Genomic DNA, 21,918 nt, shown 5'->3' on the forward strand with positions numbered 1-21,918 from the left:
CACCGCATTCGCGAGCAAGCCCGCTCCCACAAGGGGAATGCATTCAACCTGAGGATTTTGCGCAAAACATTGATCTAGAGCGGTATCCGCTTCACCCCGATCGGTTAAAAGATCCCCGTCAACAACTAAGCACCATCCAAGCAAGTAACGACAACTTCCCCCGCCACACGAGAAACATTCGCTTAAACCCTGCGCAAACAATATTCATTATCATTTGGCTCGCGAAAACTTCGTTACAGGTTAAACAAAACATAATTGATCAAAAGCCCGCTAATGCCCACGCCACAAGGGTTACAGCCCCATCGAGGTGCACTATGTCCTTATTCCATCGAATAATTTCGCTATAGGAATTTTACTTGCCCGGTGTTTAGCCATAAAATCACCGCGATTGATTGCACTGCGACATATCGTCACTGCATCGTTACTTTTTCGAGCTCAGAGACCTTTGCTCTCTGTTAAGGATTTCCAGCATGACCGAAGCGACAGGACTCATGGCCCACAACTGGGGCTTTGCCATTTTCCTCCTCGGTGTTGTCGGCCTTTGTGCCTTCATGCTCGGTGTTTCCAGCCTCCTCGGGTCAAAAGCCTGGGGCCGCAGCAAAAATGAACCGTTCGAGTCCGGCATGCTGCCTACAGGTGGCGCCCGCTTGCGGCTCTCAGCCAAATTCTATCTGGTCGCGATGCTGTTCGTGATCTTCGATATCGAAGCCCTCTTTCTCTTTGCCTGGTCTGTGTCCGTCCGCGAAAGCGGCTGGACCGGATTCGTCGAAGCTCTCGTTTTCATAGCAATTCTGTTGGCAGGCCTTGTCTACCTATTCCGAGTGGGCGCCCTTGATTGGGCTCCGGAAGCTCGTCGTAAGCGGCAAGCGAAGCTGAAACAATGAGGCTTTGGCGATGCAATACAATCTCACCAGGATCGACCCGGATGCTCCTAACGAGCAGTACCCCATCGGCGAACGGGAAACCGTTTCCGACCCGTTAGAAGACCAAGTCCACAAAAACATCTACATGGGCAAACTCGAAGACGTGCTGAGTGGCGCGGTCAACTGGGGGCGTAAAAACTCCCTGTGGCCGTACAACTTCGGCCTTTCGTGCTGCTACGTGGAAATGACCACCGCCTTCACGGCGCCCCACGACATCGCGCGCTTTGGCGCCGAAGTTATCCGGGCATCGCCGCGCCAGGCGGATTTCATGGTTATCGCCGGCACCTGCTTTATCAAGATGGCGCCGATCATCCAGCGCCTCTATGAGCAAATGCTCGAACCAAAATGGGTTATCTCCATGGGTTCGTGCGCCAACTCCGGCGGCATGTACGACATCTACTCCGTGGTTCAAGGGGTGGACAAGTTCCTGCCCGTGGACGTCTACGTGCCTGGCTGCCCGCCTCGCCCTGAAGCATTCTTGCAAGGCTTGATGCTGTTGCAGGAATCGATTGGCAAGGAGCGTCGCCCGCTTTCCTGGGTCGTTGGCGATCAAGGCGTATACCGCGCCGAGATGCCTTCGCAAAAGGAACAGCGCCGCGAACAGCGAATCGCAGTCACCAACCTGCGCAGCCCTGACGAAGTCTGATCCAGCCCCGCTTCTTTTATAGAACGAACACCTGGCTTCATTCTTTACGTTGACCGAAAGCGATAAAAAAACCATGACTACAGGCAGTGCTCGACGCATCCCGCCTTATAAGGCAGACGACCAGGATGTGGTCGTCGAACTCAATAACCGTTTTGGCCCTGACGCCTTCACCGCCCAGGCCACACGCACCGGTATGCCGGTGCTGTGGGTGGCGCGTGCCAAGCTCGTCGAAGTCCTGACCTTCCTGCGTAACCTGCCCAAGCCGTACGTCATGCTCTATGACCTGCATGGCGTGGACGAGCGTCTGCGCACCAAGCGTCAAGGGCTGCCGAGCGGCGCCGATTTCACCGTGTTCTACCACCTGATGTCGCTGGAACGTAACAGCGACGTGATGATCAAGGTCGCGCTGAGCGAAAGCGACCTGAGCATCCCGACCGTCACCGGTATCTGGCCCAACGCCAGCTGGTACGAGCGTGAAGTCTGGGACATGTTCGGCATCGACTTCCCGGGCCACCCGCACCTGACGCGCATCATGATGCCGCCAACGTGGGAAGGTCACCCGCTGCGCAAGGACTTCCCTGCCCGCGCCACCGAATTCGACCCGTTCAGCCTCAACCTCGCCAAGCAGCAGCTTGAAGAAGAAGCCGCGCGCTTCCGCCCGGAAGACTGGGGCATGAAACGCTCTGGCACCAACGAGGACTACATGTTCCTCAACCTGGGCCCGAACCACCCTTCGGCCCACGGTGCCTTCCGTATCATCCTGCAACTGGACGGCGAAGAAATCGTCGACTGCGTGCCAGACATCGGCTACCACCACCGGGGTGCCGAGAAGATGGCCGAGCGCCAGTCGTGGCACAGCTTCATCCCGTACACCGACCGTATCGACTACCTCGGCGGCGTGATGAACAACCTGCCGTACGTGCTTTCGGTCGAGAAGCTCGCCGGCATCAAGGTACCGGACCGCGTCGACACCATCCGCATCATGATGGCCGAGTTCTTCCGGATCACCAGCCACCTGCTGTTCCTGGGTACCTACATCCAGGACGTCGGCGCCATGACCCCGGTGTTCTTCACCTTCACCGACCGTCAGCGCGCCTACAAGGTCATCGAAGCCATCACCGGTTTCCGCCTGCACCCGGCCTGGTACCGCATTGGCGGTGTTGCACACGACCTGCCGAACGGCTGGGAGCGCCTGGTTAAAGAGTTCATCGACTGGATGCCCAAGCGTCTGGACGAGTACCAAAAGGCTGCGCTGGATAACAGCATCCTTAAAGGCCGTACCATCGGCGTTGCCCAGTACAACACCAAAGAGGCGTTGGAATGGGGCGTCACCGGTGCCGGTCTGCGTTCAACTGGCTGCGACTTCGACCTGCGTAAAGCGCGCCCGTACTCGGGCTACGAGAACTTCGAATTCGAAGTGCCGCTGGCCGCCAATGGCGATGCCTACGACCGTTGCATCGTGCGCGTCGAAGAAATGCGCCAGAGCCTGAAGATCATCGAGCAGTGCATGCGCAACATGCCGGCTGGCCCGTACAAGGCGGATCACCCGCTGACCACGCCGCCGCCGAAAGAGCGCACGCTGCAGCACATCGAAACCCTGATCACGCACTTCCTGCAAGTTTCGTGGGGCCCGGTCATGCCGGCCAACGAATCCTTCCAGATGATCGAAGCGACCAAGGGTATCAACAGTTATTACCTGACGAGCGATGGCGGCACCATGAGCTACCGCACCCGGATCCGTACCCCAAGCTTTGCCCACTTGCAGCAGATCCCTTCGGTGATCAAAGGCGAGATGGTCGCGGACTTGATTGCGTACCTGGGTAGTATCGATTTCGTTATGGCCGACGTGGACCGCTAAGCATGAACAGCACGCTTATCCAGACAGACCGTTTCACCTTGAGTGAAACCGAGCGCTCGGCCATCGAGCACGAGCTGCATCACTACGAAGACCCGCGCGCGGCGTCGATCGAAGCCTTGAAGATCGTCCAGAAGGAACGTGGCTGGGTGCCGGACGGCGCCCTCTACGCCATCGGCGAAATCCTCGGTATCCCCGCCAGCGACGTTGAAGGCGTGGCCACGTTCTACAGCCAGATCTTCCGCCAGCCGGTAGGCCGCCACATCATTCGCGTGTGCGACAGCATGGTCTGCTACATCGGCGGCCACGAGAAAGTGGTTGACGCGATCCAGACCAAACTGGGCATCGGCCTGGGCCAAACCACTGCAGACGGGCGTTTCACCCTGCTGCCGGTGTGCTGCCTGGGCAACTGCGACAAGGCGCCGGCGTTGATGATCGACGACGACACATTCGGTGACGTGCAGGCAACTGGCGTGACCCAATTGCTTGAGGGCTACCCATGACCCTTACATCCTTCGGCCCGGCCAACCTGATCAAGCGTTCGCCTGAGACCCACCCACTGACCTGGCGCCTGCGTGACGATGCCGAGCCTGTTTGGCTCGACGAGTACCAGGCCAAGAACGGTTATGCGGCTGCCCGCAAAGCCTTTGCCGACATGGCCCAGGACGACATCGTCCAGACCGTGAAAGACGCAGGCCTCAAAGGTCGCGGCGGTGCAGGCTTCCCCACTGGCGTGAAGTGGGGCCTGATGCCAAAAGACGAATCCATCAACATCCGCTACCTGCTGTGCAACGCGGATGAAATGGAGCCCAACACCTGGAAAGACCGCATGCTGATGGAGCAACTGCCCCATCTGCTGATCGAAGGCATGCTGATCAGTGCCCGCGCGCTGAAAACCTACCGGGGCTATATCTTCCTGCGTGGCGAGTACACCACCGCTGCCAAGCACCTCAACCGTGCTGTGGAAGAAGCCAAGGCCGCTGGCCTTTTGGGCAAGAACATCCTGGGTTCCGGTTTTGACTTCGAACTGTTCGTGCACACCGGCGCCGGGCGTTATATCTGCGGTGAAGAAACCGCACTGATCAACTCCCTCGAAGGCCGCCGTGCCAACCCGCGCTCCAAGCCGCCCTTCCCTGCCGCCGTGGGCGTGTGGGGCAAGCCGACATGCGTGAACAACGTCGAGACCTTGTGCAACGTGCCGGCGATCATCGCCGACGGCGTGGACTGGTACAAATCGTTGGCCCGTGAAGGCAGCGAAGACATGGGCACCAAGCTCATGGGCTTCTCCGGCAAGGTCAAGAACCCTGGCCTGTGGGAGCTGCCGTTCGGCGTGACCGCACGCGAGCTGTTCGAGGACTACGCCGGCGGCATGCGCGACGGCTACACCTTGAAAGCCTGGCAGCCAGGCGGCGCCGGTACCGGCTTCCTGCTGCCCGAGCACCTCGATGCCCAGATGTATGCCGGCGGCATCGGCAAGGTCGGCACCCGGATGGGTACGGGCCTGGCGATGGCGGTGGACAACACCGTGAACATGGTCTCGCTGCTGCGCAACATGGAGCAGTTCTTTGCCCGTGAATCCTGCGGCTTCTGTACCCCATGCCGCGACGGTCTGCCGTGGAGCGTCAAGCTGCTGATGGCCCTGGAAAAAGGCGAAGGCCGCGAGGGTGATATCGAAACCCTGCTGGGCTTGGTCGGTTTCCTCGGCCCAGGCAAGACCTTCTGTGCTCACGCACCGGGCGCCGTGGAGCCATTGGGCAGCGCCATCAAATACTTCCGCTCGGAGTTCGAAGCCGGCATCGCGCCTACCAGCGCCGCCGTCCCGCCTCTGGCAAGGCCGATCGTAGTCGGCGCGTAACGCTTAAAAAGGCGAAGGGTCCGTGCCCTTCGCTTTCTCATGTGCTGACGCCTCAAGGGCTGTGTAGATGCACATGAATAACAAGATTCCATTAGCCACGCCCGCTGACAACGGGCCAACGAAGAACTTTGAACCATGGCCACTATCCACGTAGACGGCAAAGCGCTCGAAGTCGATGGGGCAGACAACCTGTTACAGGCATGTCTGTCACTCGGCCTCGACATCCCGTATTTCTGCTGGCACCCCGCACTTGGTAGCGTCGGTGCCTGTCGCCAGTGTGCGGTCAAGCAATACACCGACGAAAACGACACCCGTGGTCGCATCGTCATGTCCTGCATGACCCCAGCCACCGACAACACCTGGATCTCCATCGAAGATGAAGAATCCAAGGCGTTCCGCGCCAGCGTTGTCGAATGGCTGATGACCAACCACCCCCACGACTGCCCGGTCTGTGAGGAAGGCGGTCACTGCCACCTGCAAGACATGACCGTGATGACCGGCCACAACGAGCGCCGTTATCGCTTCACCAAGCGTACCCACCAGAACCAGGACCTCGGCCCGTTCATCTCCCACGAGATGAACCGCTGCATCGCCTGCTACCGTTGCGTGCGTTTCTATAAAGACTACGCCGGCGGCACCGACCTGGGCGTATTCGGCGCCCACGACAACGTGTACTTCGGTCGCGTTGAAGACGGCGTGCTCGAAAGCGAGTTCTCCGGCAACCTCACCGAGGTCTGCCCGACCGGTGTGTTCACCGACAAGACTCACTCCGAGCGCTACAACCGTAAGTGGGACATGCAATTTGCGCCGAGCATCTGTCACGGCTGCTCCAGCGGTTGCAACATCTCGCCGGGCGAGCGCTACGGCGAACTGCGTCGCATCGAAAACCGCTTCAACGGTTCGGTCAACCAGTACTTCCTGTGCGACCGTGGCCGGTTCGGCTATGGCTACGTCAACCGCAAGGACCGCCCGCGCCAGCCACTGGCCGGTGGGGTCAAGCTGAGCCTGGACGACGCGCTGGATAAAGCCGCCGACCTGCTGCGCGGCCGCAACATTGTCGGTATCGGTTCGCCCCGCGCCAGCCTTGAAAGCAACTACGCGCTGCGCGAGCTGGTGGGCGCCGAGCACTTCTACAGCGGCATCGAAGCCGGTGAGCTGGAACGCATCCGCCTGGTCCTGCAAGTGCTGAACGACAGCCCGCTGCCGGTTCCGAACATGCGCGACATCGAAGACCACGACGCCATTTTCGTGCTCGGTGAAGACCTGACCCAAACCGCCGCCCGCGTGGCCCTGTCCCTGCGCCAGTCGGTCAAGGGCAAGGCTGAAGACATGGCCGACGCCATGCGCGTACAGCCATGGCTCGACGCGGCCGTGAAAAACATCGGCCAGCACGCGCTGAACCCGCTGTTTATCGCAAGCCTGGCTGAAACCAAGCTCGACGATATCGCCGAAGAGTGCGTGCACGCTGCGCCTGACGACCTGGCCCGCATCGGTTTCGCCGTGGCCCACGCCCTGGACGCCAGCGCCCCTGCCGTCGAAGGCCTGGACACTGAAGCCGTCGAACTGGCCCAGCGCATCGCCGACGCCCTGCTGGCCGCCAAGCGTCCCTTGATCATTGCCGGTACCTCCCTGGGCTCCAAGGCGCTGATCGAAGCCGCTGCCAACATCGCCAAGGCCTTGAAGCTGCGCGAGAAGAACGGTTCCATCAGCCTGGTGGTACCAGAAGCCAACAGCCTCGGCCTGGCAATGCTCGGTGGCGAGTCTCTGGACGCTGGCCTGCAAGCGGTGATCGACGGCAATGCCGACGCCATCGTGGTGCTGGAAAACGACCTGTATACCCGTACGGACTCGGCCAAGATCGACGCCGCACTGGACGCTGCCAAAGTCCTGATCGTCGCCGACCACCAGAAAACCGCGACCAGCGACCGTGCCGACCTGGTGCTGCCAGCCGCCACCTTCGCCGAAGGCGACGGTACCCTGGTGAGCCAGGAAGGCCGCGCCCAGCGCTTCTTCCAGGTGTTCGACCCGAAATACATGGATGCCAGCATCCTGGTGCACGAAGGCTGGCGCTGGCTGCATGCCCTGCGCGCCACCCTGCTGAACCAGCCGATCGACTGGACCCAGCTCGACCACGTCACCGCTGCTACCGCCGCGAGCGCGCCGCAGCTGGCCCGTATCGTCGACGCTGCACCGTCCGCCGCGTTCCGCATCAAGGGCATGAAACTGGCCCGTGAACCGCTGCGTTACTCCGGTCGTACCGCCATGCGCGCCAACATCAGCGTGCACGAACCGCGGACTCCGCAGGACAACGACACCGCGTTCGCCTTCTCCATGGAAGGCTACTCGGGCTCCGCCGAACCGCGTCAACAGGTGCCGTTCGCCTGGTCGCCGGGTTGGAACTCGCCGCAAGCCTGGAACAAGTTCCAGGACGAAGTCGGTGGTCACATCCGCGCTGGCGACCCGGGCACCCGCCTGATCGAAAGCACCGGTGACTCGCTGAACTGGTTCGCTGCGGTACCGCGTCCGTTCAACCCGGCCCAGGGTACCTGGCAGGTAGTGCCGTTCTTCCACCTGTTCGGCAGCGAAGAGAACTCTTCCAAGGCCGCACCGGTTCAAGAACGTCTGCCAGAAGCCTACGTGTCCGTGGCCAAGTCCGAAGCCGACCGCCTGGGTGTCAACGACGGTGCCTTGCTCAGCCTGACCGTCGCCGGCCAGACCCTGCGTCTGCCGCTGCGCATCAACGAAGAGTTGGGTGCTGGCCTGGTTGCCCTGCCAAAAGGCATCGCCGGTATTCCAGCGGCCATCTTTGGCAAAACCGTTGACGGTCTGCAGGAGGCAGCGCAATGACTTGGTTCACGCCGGAAGTAATTGACGTGATCATTTCGGTGGTCAAGGCCATCGTGATCCTGTTGGCCGTGGTCGTGGCGGGCGCGCTGCTCAGCTTCGTCGAACGTCGCCTGCTGGGCTGGTGGCAGGACCGTTATGGTCCGAACCGCGTTGGCCCATTCGGCATGTTCCAGATCGCCGCCGACATGCTGAAAATGTTCTTCAAGGAAGACTGGACCCCACCCTTTGCCGACAAGGTGATCTTCACCCTGGCACCGGTCGTGGCCATGAGCGCCTTGCTGATCGCCTTCGCGATCATCCCGATCACCCCGACCTGGGGCGTGGCGGACCTGAACATCGGCTTGCTGTTCTTCTTCGCCATGGCCGGTTTGTCGGTCTACGCGGTGCTGTTCGCCGGTTGGTCGAGTAACAACAAGTTCGCCCTGCTGGGCAGCTTGCGGGCTTCGGCCCAGACCGTGTCCTACGAAGTGTTCATGGGCCTGGCGCTGATGGGCATCGTGGTGCAGGTCGGCTCGTTCAACATGCGCGACATCGTTGAGTACCAGGCACAGAACCTGTGGTTCATCATTCCGCAGTTCTTCGGCTTCTGTACCTTCTTCATCGCTGGCGTCGCCGTGACTCACCGTCACCCGTTCGACCAACCGGAAGCGGAACAGGAACTGGCCGACGGTTACCACATTGAATATGCCGGCATGAAGTGGGGCATGTTCTTCGTCGGTGAATACATCGGCATCATCTTGATCTCGGCCCTGCTGGTCACGCTGTTCTTCGGCGGCTGGCACGGTCCGTTCGGCATCCTGCCGCAGTTGGCGTTCTTCTGGTTCTTCCTCAAGACCGCGTTCTTCATCATGTTGTTTATCCTGCTGCGCGCTTCCATTCCGCGTCCACGATACGACCAGGTGATGGATTTCAGCTGGCGCTTCTGCCTGCCGCTGACCCTGATCAATTTGCTGGTGACGGCTGCCGTTGTGTTGTTGAACACGCCCGCCGGCGCGGTTCAGTGAGGATTTGACCCATGTTCAAATATATTGGCGACATCGTTAAGGGTACCGGTACCCAGTTGCGAAGCCTGGTGATGGTTTTCGGCCATGGCTTTCGCAAACGCGACACCCTGCAATACCCGGAAGAGGCGGTGTACCTGCCGCCGCGTTATCGCGGCCGTATCGTCCTCACCCGCGACCCCGATGGCGAAGAGCGTTGCGTAGCCTGCAACCTGTGCGCCGTGGCGTGCCCGGTGGGTTGCATCTCCCTGCAGAAAGCTGAAACCGAAGACGGTCGCTGGTACCCGGACTTCTTCCGCATCAACTTCTCGCGCTGCATTTTCTGCGGCCTCTGCGAGGAAGCTTGCCCGACCACCGCGATCCAGCTCACGCCGGATTTCGAGATGGCCGAGTTCAAACGTCAGGACCTGGTGTACGAGAAAGAAGATCTGCTGATCTCTGGTCCCGGTAAAAACCCTGATTACAACTTCTATCGTGTTGCAGGTATGGCCGTTGCCGGTAAGCCCAAAGGCGCCGCACAAAACGAAGCCGAGCCGATCAACGTGAAGAGCTTGCTGCCTTAAGGAAGAAAGATGGAATTCGCTTTCTATTTCGCGTCCGGTATTGCAGTGGTGTCCACGCTTCGCGTGATCACCAACACCAATCCTGTGCACGCCCTGCTCTACCTGATCATTTCGTTGATCGCCGTGGCCATGACCTTTTTCAGCCTCGGCGCACCGTTCGCCGGTGTACTGGAAGTGATCGCCTACGCTGGCGCCATCATGGTGCTGTTCGTGTTTGTGGTGATGATGCTCAACCTGGGGCCGGCTTCGGTCGCCCAGGAGCGCGTCTGGCTCAAGCCCGGCATCTGGCTCGGCCCGGTCGTGCTGGCAGCCCTGCTGCTGGGTGAACTGCTGTATGTGCTGTTCGCTCACCAGAGCGGCCAGGCCATCGGCCACACCACCGTAGACGCCAAGGCCGTGGGCATCAGCCTGTTCGGCCCGTACCTGCTGGTGGTCGAACTGGCTTCGATGCTGCTGCTCGCTGCAGCCATCACCGCCTTCCACTTGGGCCGCAACGAAGCCAAGGAGCAATGACGATGCCTGCTATCCCTTTGGAGCATGGTCTGGCGGTCGCCGGCATCCTGTTCTGCCTTGGCCTGGTCGGCCTGATGGTTCGCCGTAACATTCTGTTCGTGTTGATGAGCCTGGAAATCATGATGAACGCCGCCGCACTGGCCTTCATCGTTGCCGGTGCACGTTGGGGCCAGCCAGATGGACAAGTCATGTTCATCCTGGTGATCAGCCTGGCAGCCGCCGAGGCCAGTATTGGCCTGGCGATCCTGCTGCAACTGTATCGTCGCTTCCACACGCTTGATATCGACGCTGCCAGTGAGATGCGCGGATGAACATGATCTTTCTGACTTTCGTATTTCCCCTGATCGGTTTCCTGCTGCTGTCGTTCTCTCGCGGGCGCTGGTCGGAAAACCTCTCTGCCCTGATCGGCGTGGGCTCCATTGGCCTGTCGGCCATCGTGGCCGCCTACGTCATCTGGCAATTCAACGTGGCGCCGCCGGAAGGCGGCCACTACACCCTGGTGCTGTGGCAGTGGATGTCGGTGGAGGGCTTCAAGCCCAACTTCGCCCTCTACATCGACGGCCTGTCGATCACCATGCTCGGTGTGGTCGTCGGCGTGGGTTTCCTGATCCACCTGTTCGCGTCTTGGTACATGCGCGGTGAAGCCGGCTACTCGCGCTTCTTCTCGTACACCAACCTGTTTATCGCCAGCATGCTGTTCCTGGTGCTGGGCGATAACCTGTTGTTCCTGTACTTCGGCTGGGAAGGCGTGGGCCTGTGCTCCTACCTGTTGATCGGTTTCTACTACAGCAACCGCAACAACGGTAACGCGGCGCTCAAGGCCTTTATCGTTACCCGTATCGGCGACGTGTTCATGGCCATCGGCCTGTTCATCCTGTTCCAACAGGTGGGCACGCTGAACATCCAGGAACTGCTGGTGCTGGCACCGCAGAAATTCCAGGTCGGCGACTTCTGGATCACCCTGGCCACCCTGATGCTGCTGGGCGGCGCCGTGGGTAAATCCGCGCAACTGCCGCTGCAAACCTGGCTGGCGGATGCGATGGCCGGTCCTACCCCTGTTTCCGCACTGATTCACGCGGCAACGATGGTAACCGCCGGTGTCTACCTGATCGCCCGTACCCACGGCCTGTTCACCCTGGCGCCGGACATCCTGCACCTGGTGGGCATCGTTGGCGGCGTAACCCTGGTACTGGCCGGCTTCGCTGCCCTGGTACAGACCGACATCAAGCGTATCCTCGCCTACTCGACCATGAGCCAGATCGGCTACATGTTCCTGGCCCTGGGCGTTGGCGCCTGGGACGCGGCGATCTTCCACCTGATGACCCACGCCTTCTTCAAGGCCCTGTTGTTCCTTGCTTCCGGTGCGGTGATCGTTGCCTGCCACCACGAGCAGAACATCTTCAAGATGGGCGGCCTGTGGAAGAAACTGCCACTGGCCTACGCCAGCTTCATCGTCGGTGGTGCCGCCCTGGCCGCCCTGCCGTTGGTGACCGCCGGTTTCTACTCCAAGGACGAAATCCTTTGGGAAGCGTTCGCCAGCGGCCACCAGAACCTGCTGTACGCAGGCCTGGTAGGCGCGTTCATGACCTCGCTGTACACCTTCCGCCTGATCTTTATCACCTTCCACGGTGAAGCCAAGACCGAAGCCCACGCAGGCCATGGCATTTCCCACTGGTTGCCATTGTCGGTGCTGATCATCCTGTCGACCTTCGTCGGCGCCATGATCACCCCGCCGCTGCACGGTGTACTGCCGCAAAGCGTCGGCCATGCCGGCGGCGATGCGCAGCACAGCCTGGAAATCGCCTCGGGCGCCATCGCCATCGCGGGTATCCTGCTGGCCGCGCTGCTGTTCCTGGGCAAGCGTCGCTTCGTGACAGCGGTTGCCAACAGTGGCATTGGCCGCTTCCTGTCGGCCTGGTGGTTCGCTGCCTGGGGCTTCGACTGGATCTACGACAAACTGTTCGTCAAGCCTTACCTGGCCATCAGCCATGTACTGCGCAAAGACCCGCTCGACCAGACCATCGGTTTGATCCCGCGTGCCGCCAAGGCCGGTCACACCGCCCTGAGCCGCAGCGAGACCGGCCAGTTGCGTTGGTACGCCGCGTCCATGGCTGCCGGTGCGGTTCTGGTGATCGGCGCCATCGTGGTGGTAGCGGTTTGACTATGAACATTGCCAACTTTGCGAACTTGCGAAAGGAAACGAGCCTGTCATGATTCTGCCCTGGCTAATCCTGATCCCCTTTATCGGCGGCCTGCTCTGCTGGATGGGTGAACGCTTCGGCGCCACCCTCCCCCGCTGGATTGCGTTGCTGACCATGTCCCTGGAACTCGCACTCGGCCTCTGGCTGTGGGCCCACGGTGACTATTCATTCGCTCCGGCACCGGGTGCCGATCCGACCTGGGCCATCGAGTTCAAGCACGTCTGGATCCAGCGCTTTGGCATCAACGTGCACCTGGCCCTCGACGGCCTGTCGCTGTTGATGATCCTGCTGACCGGCCTGCTGGGTATCCTCTCGGTACTCTGCTCCTGGAAAGAGATCCAGCGTCACGTGGGCTTCTTCCACCTGAACCTGATGTGGATTTTGGGCGGTGTTGTCGGCGTGTTCCTTGCGCTGGACCTGTTCATGTTCTTTTTCTTCTGGGAAATGATGCTGGTGCCGATGTACTTCCTCATCGCGCTCTGGGGTCACAGTTCTTCGGACGGCAAGAAAACCCGGATCTACGCGGCGACCAAGTTCTTCATCTTCACCCAGGCTTCCGGCCTGATCATGTTGGTGGCGATCCTGGGTCTGGTACTGGTCAACTTCAACAACACCGGCGTGATTACCTTCAACTACGCCGACCTGTTGAAAACCAAGATGTCCCTGACCACCGAGTACATCCTGATGCTGGGCTTCTTCATCGCCTTCGCGGTGAAGCTGCCGGTGGTGCCGTTCCACTCCTGGCTGCCGGACGCTCACGCCCAGGCGCCGACTGCCGGTTCCGTGGACCTGGCCGGTATCCTGCTGAAAACCGCCGCCTACGGCCTGCTGCGTTTCGCCCTGCCGCTGTTCCCGAATGCCTCGGCCGAGTTCGCGCCGATTGCCATGACCCTGGGTCTGATCGGGATCTTCTACGGTGCGTTCCTGGCCTTCGCCCAAACCGACATCAAGCGTCTGATCGCCTTCTCGTCCGTTTCCCACATGGGTTTCGTACTGATCGGCATCTACTCCGGCAGCCAACTGGCGCTGCAAGGCGCAGTGATCCAGATGTTGGCCCACGGTGTTTCGGCCGCTGCGCTGTTTATCCTCAGTGGCCAGTTGTACGAGCGCCTGCACACCCGTGACATGCGTGAAATGGGTGGCGTGTGGTCGCGCATCGCGTACCTGCCGGCCATCAGCCTGTTCTTCGCCGCCGCATCCTTGGGCTTGCCAGGCACCGGTAACTTCATTGGCGAGTTCCTGATCCTGATGGGTGCCTTCGTGCAAACGCCATGGATCAGCGCCATTGCTACCTCCGGCCTGGTCTTCGGTTCGGTCTACTCGTTGATCATGATCCACCGCGCCTACTTCGGCCCGGCCAAGTCCGACACCGTCCTGCAAGGGATGGATGCTCGCGAACTGATCATGGTGCTCGGCCTTGCGGTACTGCTGATCTACATCGGCGTGTACCCGCAACCGTTCCTGGACACTTCTGCCGCGACGATGCATGGCGTGCAGCAGTGGTTCGGCACCGCTTTCTCTCAACTCGCTTCGGCCCGGTAAGAGCGCTATGGAATTCACGATCCAACACTTTATCGCGCTTGCGCCGCTGCTGATTACCAGCCTCACCATCGTGGTGGTGATGCTGGCCATCGCCTGGCGCCGCAATCACTCGCAAACGTTCCTGCTGTCCTGTGCCGGCCTGAACCTGGCCCTGCTGTCGATCATCCCGGCCCTCAAGGTCGCGCCACTGGCGGTCACGCCATTGATGATGGTCGATGACTTTGCCCTGCTGTATATCGCGCTGATCCTGGTGGCCACACTGGCCTGCGTCACCCTCGCCCACGCCTACCTCGGCGAAGGCGGCACCGGCTACCCAGGCAACCGCGAAGAGCTGTATCTGCTGATCCTGCTGGCTGCGGCCGGTGGCATCGTGCTGGTCAGCGCACAGCACCTGGCGGGCTTGTTCATCGGCCTGGAACTGCTGTCGATCCCGACCTACGGCTTGGTGGCCTACGCCTTCTTCAACAAGCGCTCCCTGGAAGCCGGCATCAAGTACATGGTGCTGTCGGCCGCCGGTTCCGCGTTCCTGTTGTTCGGTATGGCCCTGCTCTACGCCGAAGCCGGCAGCCTGAGCTTCACCGGGATCGGTCACGCCCTGGCCACCACCAACAGCCCTGCGCCGATTGCCCAACTGGGCCTGGCGATGATGCTGATCGGCCTGGCGTTCAAGCTGTCGTTGGTGCCGTTCCACCTGTGGACCCCAGACGTGTACGAGGGCGCCCCGGCGCCGGTGGCCGCGTTCCTGGCTACTGCGTCGAAGGTGGCGGTGTTTGCGGTGATGGTGCGTCTGTTCCAGATCTCCCCTGCTGCCAACACCGGCGTGCTGAGCAACGTGCTGACCGTGATCGCCATTGCGTCGATCCTGTTCGGTAACCTGCTGGCCCTGACCCAGAACAACCTCAAGCGTCTGCTGGGTTACTCCTCCATCGCCCACTTCGGCTACCTGCTGATCGCCCTGGTGGCGAGCAAAGGCCTGGCCGTGGAAGCCATGGGCGTGTACCTGGTCACCTACGTGATCACCAGCCTGGGTGCATTCGGCGTGATCACGCTGATGTCGTCGCCGTTCAAAGGCCGTGACGCCGACGCCCTGTACGAATACCGCGGCCTGTTCTGGCGCCGTCCGTACCTGACCGCCGTACTCACCGTGATGATGCTGTCCCTGGCCGGCATTCCGCTGACCGCAGGCTTTATCGGCAAGTTCTACATCGTCGCCACCGGCGTTGAAGCCCACGAATGGTGGTTGGTGGCCTCCCTGGTGCTGGGCAGCGCCATCGGCGTGTTCTACTACCTGCGCGTGATGGTGACCCTGTACCTGATCGAGCCAAACCTGCGCCGTGTGGACGCCGAACTGCACTGGGAACAGAAGGCAGGCGGCGTGATGCTGCTGGCCATCGCCCTGCTCGCGTTTTTCCTGGGCGTGTACCCACAACCGTTGCTCACCCTGGTGCAGCATGCGGTGTTGGGTGTTTGATCGCTTAGTGTGATGTAAGTAAACAAAACGGCGCCTTCGGGCGCCGTTTTGTTTATGGAGAAATGAACTCGCACATTGGTTGAAATGCAATCAACTGTGGGAGATGTCGAGCTTTAGCGAGGCTTCGAAGGCGACGGTATTGCTGATAGAAGTGCTGGCTGATCAAACACTTTCGTGCGCAAGCCCGCGAAGCGATTAAATCTGCACATCAGAATCTTCTGACGCAACGCACCGCACAACCCGATATCACGGCCCCAACCCAACTCATAAAATGGCCATTTCTTACGCAACCTACCTAGGGTCATCATGAAACGGAACTTAGCCTCAGAGTTGGTCGAAGGTTTCAACGCACTGGCAAGCGAACGCCAAGGCAAAATCACCCTACGGACCCACAAGGTCCGCCTGAACAAACTCCCGCCCCTTATCGCAGAAGAAGTGATCGCGGTACGCCAACAGCTCAACCTCTCCCGCTCGGTATTTGCCATGTATCTGCGCACCAATACCCGCACCCTGGAGAACTGGGAGCAAGGCCGGGCCAAGCCCAATGCCCAGGCCGTCACCTTGATTCGTCTGGTGGCGCAATTTCCGGAAACCGTGACGCAACTTGCTGCGTTGAGTTAACACCCCATACCAGTGTGCGTGGGCTTGTGTGGGAGCGGGCTTGCTCGCGAAAGCGCAGTGTCAGTCACAGATACTTCGACTGACCCACCGCTTTCGCGAGCAAGCCCGCTCCCACATGAGTGATGTGGTGCTGGCGTTAGAACGCGATACCAACCTTCAGCCCGTACTCATCCCGCTTGAGCTTGGTGTTGTCGGCCACATCCGAGTCTTCATCGAGCTTGTACTCGGTGCGGGTGTAGTACAGGCCCGCCACCACCGGCAGGTCGCCATTGCGGTTCATCAGCAGGCTGACTTCGGCGTAGGGGTTGGTGCGGTCCTTGAGGTCCACGGTGTCGCTGCCCAGGCCGTCCACCTTGATCTTGGCGCGGCTGTCGAGGGTGCGACGGGCGCCGGCCTCGACACGCAGGGCCATGTCATCGAACTGGTGGTTGTAACCCAGGGCCGCCTTGGCGAACGGCGATTTGCTGGTGAGCTCCAGGTCGTAATCGTTGGAGTCCAGCTCGTAGCGGGTCCAGCTGTAGCCGCCACCGACAATCACATCAACCGAATTGCGCGCATCCAGCGCGGCGCGCCAGCCCAGGTCCAGGTCGGCCTGGCCATCCTTGAGCTTGTTATCACTTTTCTTGCCGTACTTGGCCTGGATACCGGCCTGGTAGATAAAGCCGGATTCGGCCGTGAGCTTGTTGCCGAAGTTGTAGAACAGGCCGGCTTCGGGCATGTCGTCCTTGTCACTTTCGCTGCCGCCTTCGAGCTTGAAGTCGTTGTAGCTGCCCAGGATGCCGAACGTGGAAATCGGCGCGGTGGACGGTGCGGCGAACCCCACGGCAGGCGCAGCGACCAGCGCCAGCAGCGAGGAACCTTTGAGGAATTTTCCGAATAGCTTGGACATCGTTTTACATCTCCTTGTCTGGTGAGCAAATTATTCAGGAACCGCTTCGAGCCCCAACCAGGGGAAAGGTTCGAAACAATCTGCACAAACTTGGCGGTAAAACGGTTCAGCGAACGCTCTATCTCAATCATCCTGCAGGTTTGCCACTACCAAGCCATCCAGTGCTTCACCCAGCTGTGGCAGCCCCGATAAGCGAATGCCAAAGGTTTCCTGCAACAACGTCATCAACTCATCGGCACTGCCCAGCGCGCGCTTCTCACTCGGCCTGTCCAGGTAATGCAACGCATAGTTGGCGTTGGCCAGGGTGTAGCGTTTGCCGGGCGCCAGGCGTGCAACCTTGAGTTGACCAACGAAGGGCGACTCCGGGTGCGTGGACACGTACCAGTTGCCAAGGGTGTAGTCGATATCCGTCTGCACTTGCAGATCGAACACATACAACCCACGCCACGCCTGGGCGACCTGCGCCCACAAGGTGTAACTACCCTGCCCGTCGTACGTGAGCCGATACGGCTCATGGGCCGTGGCCTGCACGGCCTCGGTGTCCAGCTGCAAGGGGCTGCTGGGCACCATGCCGCCAAAGCCCACGTCCGTGATGTACCGCGTGCCCTCCAGGGTCACCAGGCTCAAACGATGGGTACGCGCGGTGCGTGCATCCGGCGGCCCGCCCATCACCACCCGACCGGTGATGCCACGGGCGTCGAAACCCAATTCCTGCAACAGAGCCAGGAACATCTGGTTCAACTCATAGCAATAGCCGCCCCGCCCTTGCAGCAACACTTTTTGCTCGACGCTGGGCAGGTCGATCAGCACCGGCAAGTGCAGCAGGGTCGACAGGCTTTCAAAAGCGAACGTGCACACATGGCGCAGTTGCAGATCCCGGAGGGTTTGCAGGGTGGGCGGCGGTGGTGCGTCATAGCCCAGGCGTTGCAGGTAGAGCGAGCGATGGGTCAGGCCGGACATTGCACGATCCTTGGGCACAGGGCGAAGGCAACACTATGCCGCGCCTGCGTGCAGGTTGTCATTTTGAATGAACCTTTTTGAACGCTTCCCTATCCATTGATAACAACACAGGGAGGCAACATGAGTACCGCAAAAATCTACACCATCAATTACCAGCTACACGGTCAACCCAAATCCTTTGTGGTACGTGCCGAAGTGATGAACAACGCAGAGGCCTGGCACTGGGCGGCGGTGGATGCCGATATTGCACACGTCAGCCGCGTGGGCCGTGTGGGGCATGAGCAAGTGAAAAAAACCACGCGACCGTGGGCTGAGAAGTTCGGGATTACCGAAGTTACCTGGATAGCGCCCAAATAAGCCAAAGCCCCGCACGATGGCGGGGCTCCGGTTATGGCTTCAAGTCGCCCAATGGATCATAGGGCGGCTTTTTTTCGGCCTGCTCTTTCTCTTTATCCAGCGGCGCGATGGCGGGGCCAATCGGATCAACCTGCGGATCGCTCACATCCGGCGAGTCCGGATCAAACCCTAGTTCATCCTTACCACTGCCATGCTCACCCGAGCTTGGGCCTTTTGGGGAATTGCTCACGGTGTTCTCCTTGCTCAAAGTGGACGGGCTTTGTCGTGAAGGTTTTCCAGGTTTTCCTCGGCCTCTTCCACGTCTTGCTCCTGGCGATCGGCCGGGTCGTTGGGGCGCAGCGCGTCGTTGTCGCGCTCCTCTTCGCCGGGCATGCGGTCTGGGTTGGGTGTTCCAGGGGGTGGCTGTTTATACTCGGGCATGATGATTCACCTTAAGGTGGGTTACAGGTTTTAGAGAAACCCCGCGGCGCCATCGTTCAACTTGTTTACCCCATCCATGCGAAGATGCCACCCCGCCCCTTCTGGAGATTTGAACCGGATGTTCGAACTCAAACCTTGCGACCCCACCACCTACCGTCAGCAAACCCGCCGCAGCACGCTGATCGTGGCGGTGCTGTTCCTGTTGCTGGCCATGGGGCTATCGACCCTGGCCGTGATGCTGTTCGGCGAGCCCGGCGGCGATAACTTTCGCTTCAATGTCGGCGGCGTGTTTGCCGGCGTGCTGATGACCGTGGCCCTGGTACGTGGCCCGCTCTGGAGCAAGTCCTGGATGGCGGCAGCGGTGTATGGCTGGCAGCTCAAGCGCTGCCTGATGAGCGTGACCAATGTGATGCACAAGGTCACCGAGCGGGTGCAAGCGAATGATCCAACGGCGCTCAAGGTGTTGCGCTTTTATCACCTGGGGCTGACGCAGATGCATGAGCTGGACGCCAATTCCAGCGCTCAGGCGCAGATGGTGGGCGAGGTCGAAGCGCATAAAGCGAAGCTGCAGGCGTTGGGAATCGACACCGAGCAGAGCCGTTTTGACCCCGCTTGGCTCGAAACCCTGAAAAGCGTTTGAAGACTCTACTGTCTACTTGATGTATGAAGGTCCAAATCTGGGAGCGGTTTACGCCGCAGAAACCTTGGCCCGCCAGCAAAATACCGCACTCACCGCAATCGCCGCCCCGGCCATGCCAAACACCCAGGGCGCCGAAGCGATCGGCAGCAGCAGCCCGGCCAGCAACGGCCCCAGGCCCGCGCCGATATCCCGCCACACCGCGTTAGAGGCCAACGCCGACACCCGCATCGACCCAGGGTTGCGCTCGGCCACCAAGGTGGTCACCAGCGGCAACTGCAGGGCGCGCAGCACCAACACCGCCGCCGCGCCGACAATCACCCAGTAGCTGCCAAACGCCGTGAGGGCCAGGGCACTCAGGAACGAAAACAGCAACAGCATCGAGGTGGCGCCAAAGCGCTGGGCCGCACGGCCGCCCAAGGGACTCAGGAGCATTTCCGAGACATACCGCAGCGCCATCAAGCCACCGGCGATCAGTACCGCATCACCGCCAAGGATCTTCTGCGCCTGGATCGACAGGCCGAAAATAAACAGCCCATCCAGCGCCACACCTTCGATAAACGACCACAGGGCCACGCTGTCCGGCCACTTGAAGCGTCGCCCCGGTGTGTTGTGCAGATCATGCCCGACGGTGGGCAAGCCGCGCGCCATCCACAGGCCCACCAGGCAAGCCCCGGCCAGGATCAGAAAGATCGGGCGCGGCCCGGCCCACAGTGTCAGCCAGCCGCCCAGGGGCAACGCCAACATCGGGCCGAGGGCGATCAATGCCCTTGAACGCCCAGCCCGGCGTGCAGCACCAGCAGGTTCGGCGGTGGCCAACACCTGGGTCGACAGGTTCAACGCGGCAAAGCACAGGCCCCACACCAGGCGCAGTCCCAACAGGGCAGCAAACCCCGACAGCATCGAGTTGCCCAGGGCACACAGCGTCGCGGCGCCGGCGGCGATCATGCAGGTGAGGCGGTCGCCGTTGCGGGCGTAGAAATTCAGCACATGCCGATAGCCAAAAATCCGCACCAGACGGTTGGCTGCCAGTAACACCCCGGCCTGGGCCAGGGTGATGCCAAAGGCCTGGGATTCCATGGGCAGCAGCAGGTAAAGCAACACGTCGCTGGGCAAGCACAACGCCAGGGTCAACGCGGCGCGGCGGGACTGGGTGTCGGCGGTGCGAAGGGCCTGGCTGGTCATAAATCTGAAACATCCCGAAATATTCAGGTCGCCAAGGTAGCCTTAATCACACCTTTTTCCCATAGGGCAACAAGCGCAAACCGCTGGCGACGGCGCCCACCAAGGCAAATCCACAGCCCAGCCACAGCGCATAGTGCGGGCCGTTGCCCAGCGATAGGTGGAAGCACAGCGCGACTAACGACGCCCCCAGCGTCTGCCCCAGCAACCGCGAAATCGCCACGATGCCACTGGCCCCACCGCTGCGGGCAAGCGGCGCACTGGTCATCAATGCCTTGAGGTTGGGCGACTGGAAAAACCCGAACCCTGCACCGCACAACGCCATGCGCCAACCGATATCCAAGGCCGACGCACCCTCGCCCAGCCCGGCCAACGCCGCCATGCCCACGCTGAGCATCAACAACCCGATGCCGCATAGCACGCCCAGCGATACCCGATCCGCCAGGCGCCCCGCCACCAACGCCATCACCGCCACCACGGCCGGCCATGGCGTCATCAGAAAACCGGTTTCCACCTGGCTATGGCCCAGCACCGCCTGCAGCAAAAACGGCAGCGACACAAAAGCCAGGCCCTGGGCGCTGAATGCGCAAATCGCAGTGAGGGACGACAGGGCAAACACCGGCCGCTTGAACAGGTCCAGCGCCAACATCGGCGCCGGGTGCCCGGCCTGGCGGCGCAGCAGCAAGGCGCCGCACACCAGCGCTATGGCGATCAGGCCCAGGGTCAACGCGCCTTGGGCGCCGTGCACCGCCGTGCCCAGGCCCAACACCAGCAACGCGAACACCCCCGCGCACAGCAGCGCGGCCAATCGGTCAAAGGCATGCCCGGTCATCGGCAGCACCGGCAATGAACGCAGGCCCAAAGCCAGCGCCAACACACCCAACGGCACGTTGATCAGGTACAACCAATGCCAGGTGGTCACCGACAGGATCGCCGACGCCGCCGTCGGCCCCAAGGTAAAGGCCAGCCCCACCACCAGCGAGTTGTAACCCAGGCCACGCCCGAGCATTTTCGACGGGTAGATATGCCGCAGCAGCGCCGTGTTCACGCTCATGATCGCCGCCGCCCCCAACCCCTGCATCACCCGCGCAGCCGTGAGCGTGACCAACGAGCCGGCCAACCCGCAAAACAATGACGAGAGGATAAACAACAACAGCCCGCCCAAGTACACCCGGCGATGGCCCAGCACATCACTGAGGGACGCAAACGGCAGCACCGTGGCGATGATCGCCAACTGGTAGGCGTTGACCACCCAGATCACCGAGGCCGAATCGGTACCGATACCCTCGGCCAAGGTGGGCAACGCGGTGTTGACAATGGCCGTATCCAGGGTCGCCATGCCGATCCCCAGGGAGATCGCAATCACAGCCGGCAGGCGTTTATTGAGGGGCAGCCCATCGGCGACAGAAGACATGAACGATCCGCACAGGTGACA

22 protein-coding genes are annotated in these 21,918 nt (G+C 61.0%); 16 read left to right on the top strand and 6 right to left on the bottom strand.

The window, feature by feature from the left end; all coding sequences use genetic code 11:
• Positions 1-470 precede the first annotated feature (470 nt).
• The 14 genes from DYL59_RS08775 (at position 471) to DYL59_RS08840 (ending at position 16,038) form a co-directional block, all read left to right on the top strand.
• Entirely contained in the window at positions 471-884 is a 414-nt protein-coding gene (locus DYL59_RS08775) for an NADH-quinone oxidoreductase subunit A (RefSeq protein WP_003219575.1), read from the top strand.
• A gap of 10 nt (positions 885-894) precedes the next feature.
• Entirely contained in the window at positions 895-1,569 is a 675-nt protein-coding gene (locus DYL59_RS08780; protein ID WP_003174719.1) for a NuoB/complex I 20 kDa subunit family protein, read from the top strand.
• A gap of 73 nt (positions 1,570-1,642) precedes the next feature.
• Positions 1,643-3,427: an NADH-quinone oxidoreductase subunit C/D gene (gene nuoC / locus DYL59_RS08785; RefSeq protein ID WP_038441751.1), complete on the top strand. Its 1,785-nt coding sequence runs from the start codon at positions 1,643-1,645 to the stop codon at positions 3,425-3,427.
• Between the two features lie 2 nt (positions 3,428-3,429).
• Entirely contained in the window at positions 3,430-3,927 is a 498-nt protein-coding gene (gene nuoE, locus DYL59_RS08790; protein WP_105698603.1) for an NADH-quinone oxidoreductase subunit NuoE, read from the top strand.
• Positions 3,924-5,279, top strand: coding sequence for an NADH-quinone oxidoreductase subunit NuoF (gene nuoF / locus DYL59_RS08795; protein ID WP_105698604.1), 1,356 nt, complete (start codon positions 3,924-3,926; stop codon positions 5,277-5,279). Before nuoE ends, nuoF begins: the two co-directional genes overlap by 4 nt.
• Positions 5,280-5,414: 135 nt before the next feature.
• Positions 5,415-8,126, top strand: coding sequence for an NADH-quinone oxidoreductase subunit NuoG (nuoG, locus tag DYL59_RS08800; protein ID WP_135288829.1), 2,712 nt, complete (start codon positions 5,415-5,417; stop codon positions 8,124-8,126).
• On the top strand, positions 8,123-9,130 hold the full coding sequence (gene nuoH, locus DYL59_RS08805; RefSeq protein ID WP_017137518.1) for an NADH-quinone oxidoreductase subunit NuoH: 1,008 nt from the start codon (positions 8,123-8,125) through the stop codon (positions 9,128-9,130). Before nuoG ends, nuoH begins: the two co-directional genes overlap by 4 nt.
• A gap of 11 nt (positions 9,131-9,141) precedes the next feature.
• Positions 9,142-9,690 (top strand): NADH-quinone oxidoreductase subunit NuoI, encoded by a 549-nt coding sequence (gene nuoI / locus DYL59_RS08810; RefSeq protein ID WP_003174725.1) that lies wholly within the window; start codon positions 9,142-9,144, stop codon positions 9,688-9,690.
• A gap of 9 nt (positions 9,691-9,699) precedes the next feature.
• Entirely contained in the window at positions 9,700-10,203 is a 504-nt protein-coding gene (gene nuoJ, locus DYL59_RS08815) for an NADH-quinone oxidoreductase subunit J (RefSeq protein ID WP_003174726.1), read from the top strand.
• Between the two features lie 2 nt (positions 10,204-10,205).
• Complete coding sequence (gene nuoK / locus DYL59_RS08820) at positions 10,206-10,514, top strand: NADH-quinone oxidoreductase subunit NuoK (RefSeq protein ID WP_003174727.1); 309 nt, start codon at positions 10,206-10,208, stop codon at positions 10,512-10,514.
• Positions 10,511-12,364: an NADH-quinone oxidoreductase subunit L gene (gene nuoL, locus DYL59_RS08825; protein WP_135288830.1), complete on the top strand. Its 1,854-nt coding sequence runs from the start codon at positions 10,511-10,513 to the stop codon at positions 12,362-12,364. Before nuoK ends, nuoL begins: the two co-directional genes overlap by 4 nt.
• 49 nt (positions 12,365-12,413) lie before the next feature.
• Positions 12,414-13,946, top strand: a complete 1,533-nt coding sequence (gene nuoM / locus DYL59_RS08830) for an NADH-quinone oxidoreductase subunit M (protein WP_135288831.1) — start codon at positions 12,414-12,416, stop codon at positions 13,944-13,946.
• 7 nt (positions 13,947-13,953) lie between these two features.
• Positions 13,954-15,417 (top strand): NADH-quinone oxidoreductase subunit NuoN, encoded by a 1,464-nt coding sequence (gene nuoN / locus DYL59_RS08835; protein ID WP_122719564.1) that lies wholly within the window; start codon positions 13,954-13,956, stop codon positions 15,415-15,417.
• Between the two features lie 306 nt (positions 15,418-15,723).
• Positions 15,724-16,038 carry a helix-turn-helix domain-containing protein gene (locus DYL59_RS08840; protein WP_135288832.1) on the top strand — a complete coding sequence of 105 codons (315 nt, stop codon included), beginning with the start codon at positions 15,724-15,726 and terminating at the stop codon, positions 16,036-16,038.
• A 136-nt stretch (positions 16,039-16,174) separates the two neighbouring features.
• On the opposite strand, the gene DYL59_RS08845 is transcribed toward DYL59_RS08840, so the two are convergent.
• Positions 16,175-16,927: an outer membrane beta-barrel protein gene (locus DYL59_RS08845; protein ID WP_135288833.1), complete on the bottom strand. Its 753-nt coding sequence runs from the start codon at positions 16,925-16,927 to the stop codon at positions 16,175-16,177.
• A gap of 123 nt (positions 16,928-17,050) precedes the next feature.
• Complete coding sequence (locus tag DYL59_RS08850) at positions 17,051-17,887, bottom strand: arylamine N-acetyltransferase family protein (protein ID WP_135288834.1); 837 nt, start codon at positions 17,885-17,887, stop codon at positions 17,051-17,053.
• Positions 17,888-18,007: 120 nt separating this feature from the next.
• On the opposite strand from DYL59_RS08850, the gene DYL59_RS08855 reads away from it, so the two are divergent.
• Complete coding sequence (locus DYL59_RS08855) at positions 18,008-18,244, top strand: DUF6555 family protein (protein ID WP_135288835.1); 237 nt, start codon at positions 18,008-18,010, stop codon at positions 18,242-18,244.
• Between the two features lie 31 nt (positions 18,245-18,275).
• Here DYL59_RS08855 and DYL59_RS08860 read toward each other — a convergent pair whose 3' ends face one another.
• Both DYL59_RS08860 and DYL59_RS31360 read right to left on the bottom strand, forming a co-directional pair.
• A complete protein-coding gene (locus DYL59_RS08860; RefSeq protein ID WP_135288836.1) occupies positions 18,276-18,473 on the bottom strand; it encodes a DUF6021 family protein in 198 nt (65 codons plus the stop codon).
• Between the two features lie 14 nt (positions 18,474-18,487).
• Positions 18,488-18,664: a hypothetical protein gene (locus tag DYL59_RS31360; RefSeq protein WP_167496669.1), complete on the bottom strand. Its 177-nt coding sequence runs from the start codon at positions 18,662-18,664 to the stop codon at positions 18,488-18,490.
• 118 nt (positions 18,665-18,782) lie between these two features.
• On the opposite strand from DYL59_RS31360, the gene DYL59_RS08865 reads away from it, so the two are divergent.
• Positions 18,783-19,304 carry a DUF3087 family protein gene (locus DYL59_RS08865; protein ID WP_135288837.1) on the top strand — a complete coding sequence of 174 codons (522 nt, stop codon included), beginning with the start codon at positions 18,783-18,785 and terminating at the stop codon, positions 19,302-19,304.
• A 48-nt stretch (positions 19,305-19,352) separates the two neighbouring features.
• On the opposite strand, the gene DYL59_RS08870 is transcribed toward DYL59_RS08865, so the two are convergent.
• A complete protein-coding gene (locus DYL59_RS08870; RefSeq protein ID WP_135288838.1) occupies positions 19,353-20,486 on the bottom strand; it encodes an MFS transporter in 1,134 nt (377 codons plus the stop codon).
• Between the two features lie 46 nt (positions 20,487-20,532).
• Positions 20,533-21,897 carry an MFS transporter gene (locus tag DYL59_RS08875; RefSeq protein WP_135288839.1) on the bottom strand — a complete coding sequence of 455 codons (1,365 nt, stop codon included), beginning with the start codon at positions 21,895-21,897 and terminating at the stop codon, positions 20,533-20,535.
• Positions 21,898-21,918: the final 21 nt, after the last annotated feature.

This window comes from Pseudomonas kairouanensis (assembly GCF_004682055.1).
GTDB lineage: Bacteria > Pseudomonadota > Gammaproteobacteria > Pseudomonadales > Pseudomonadaceae > Aquipseudomonas > Aquipseudomonas kairouanensis.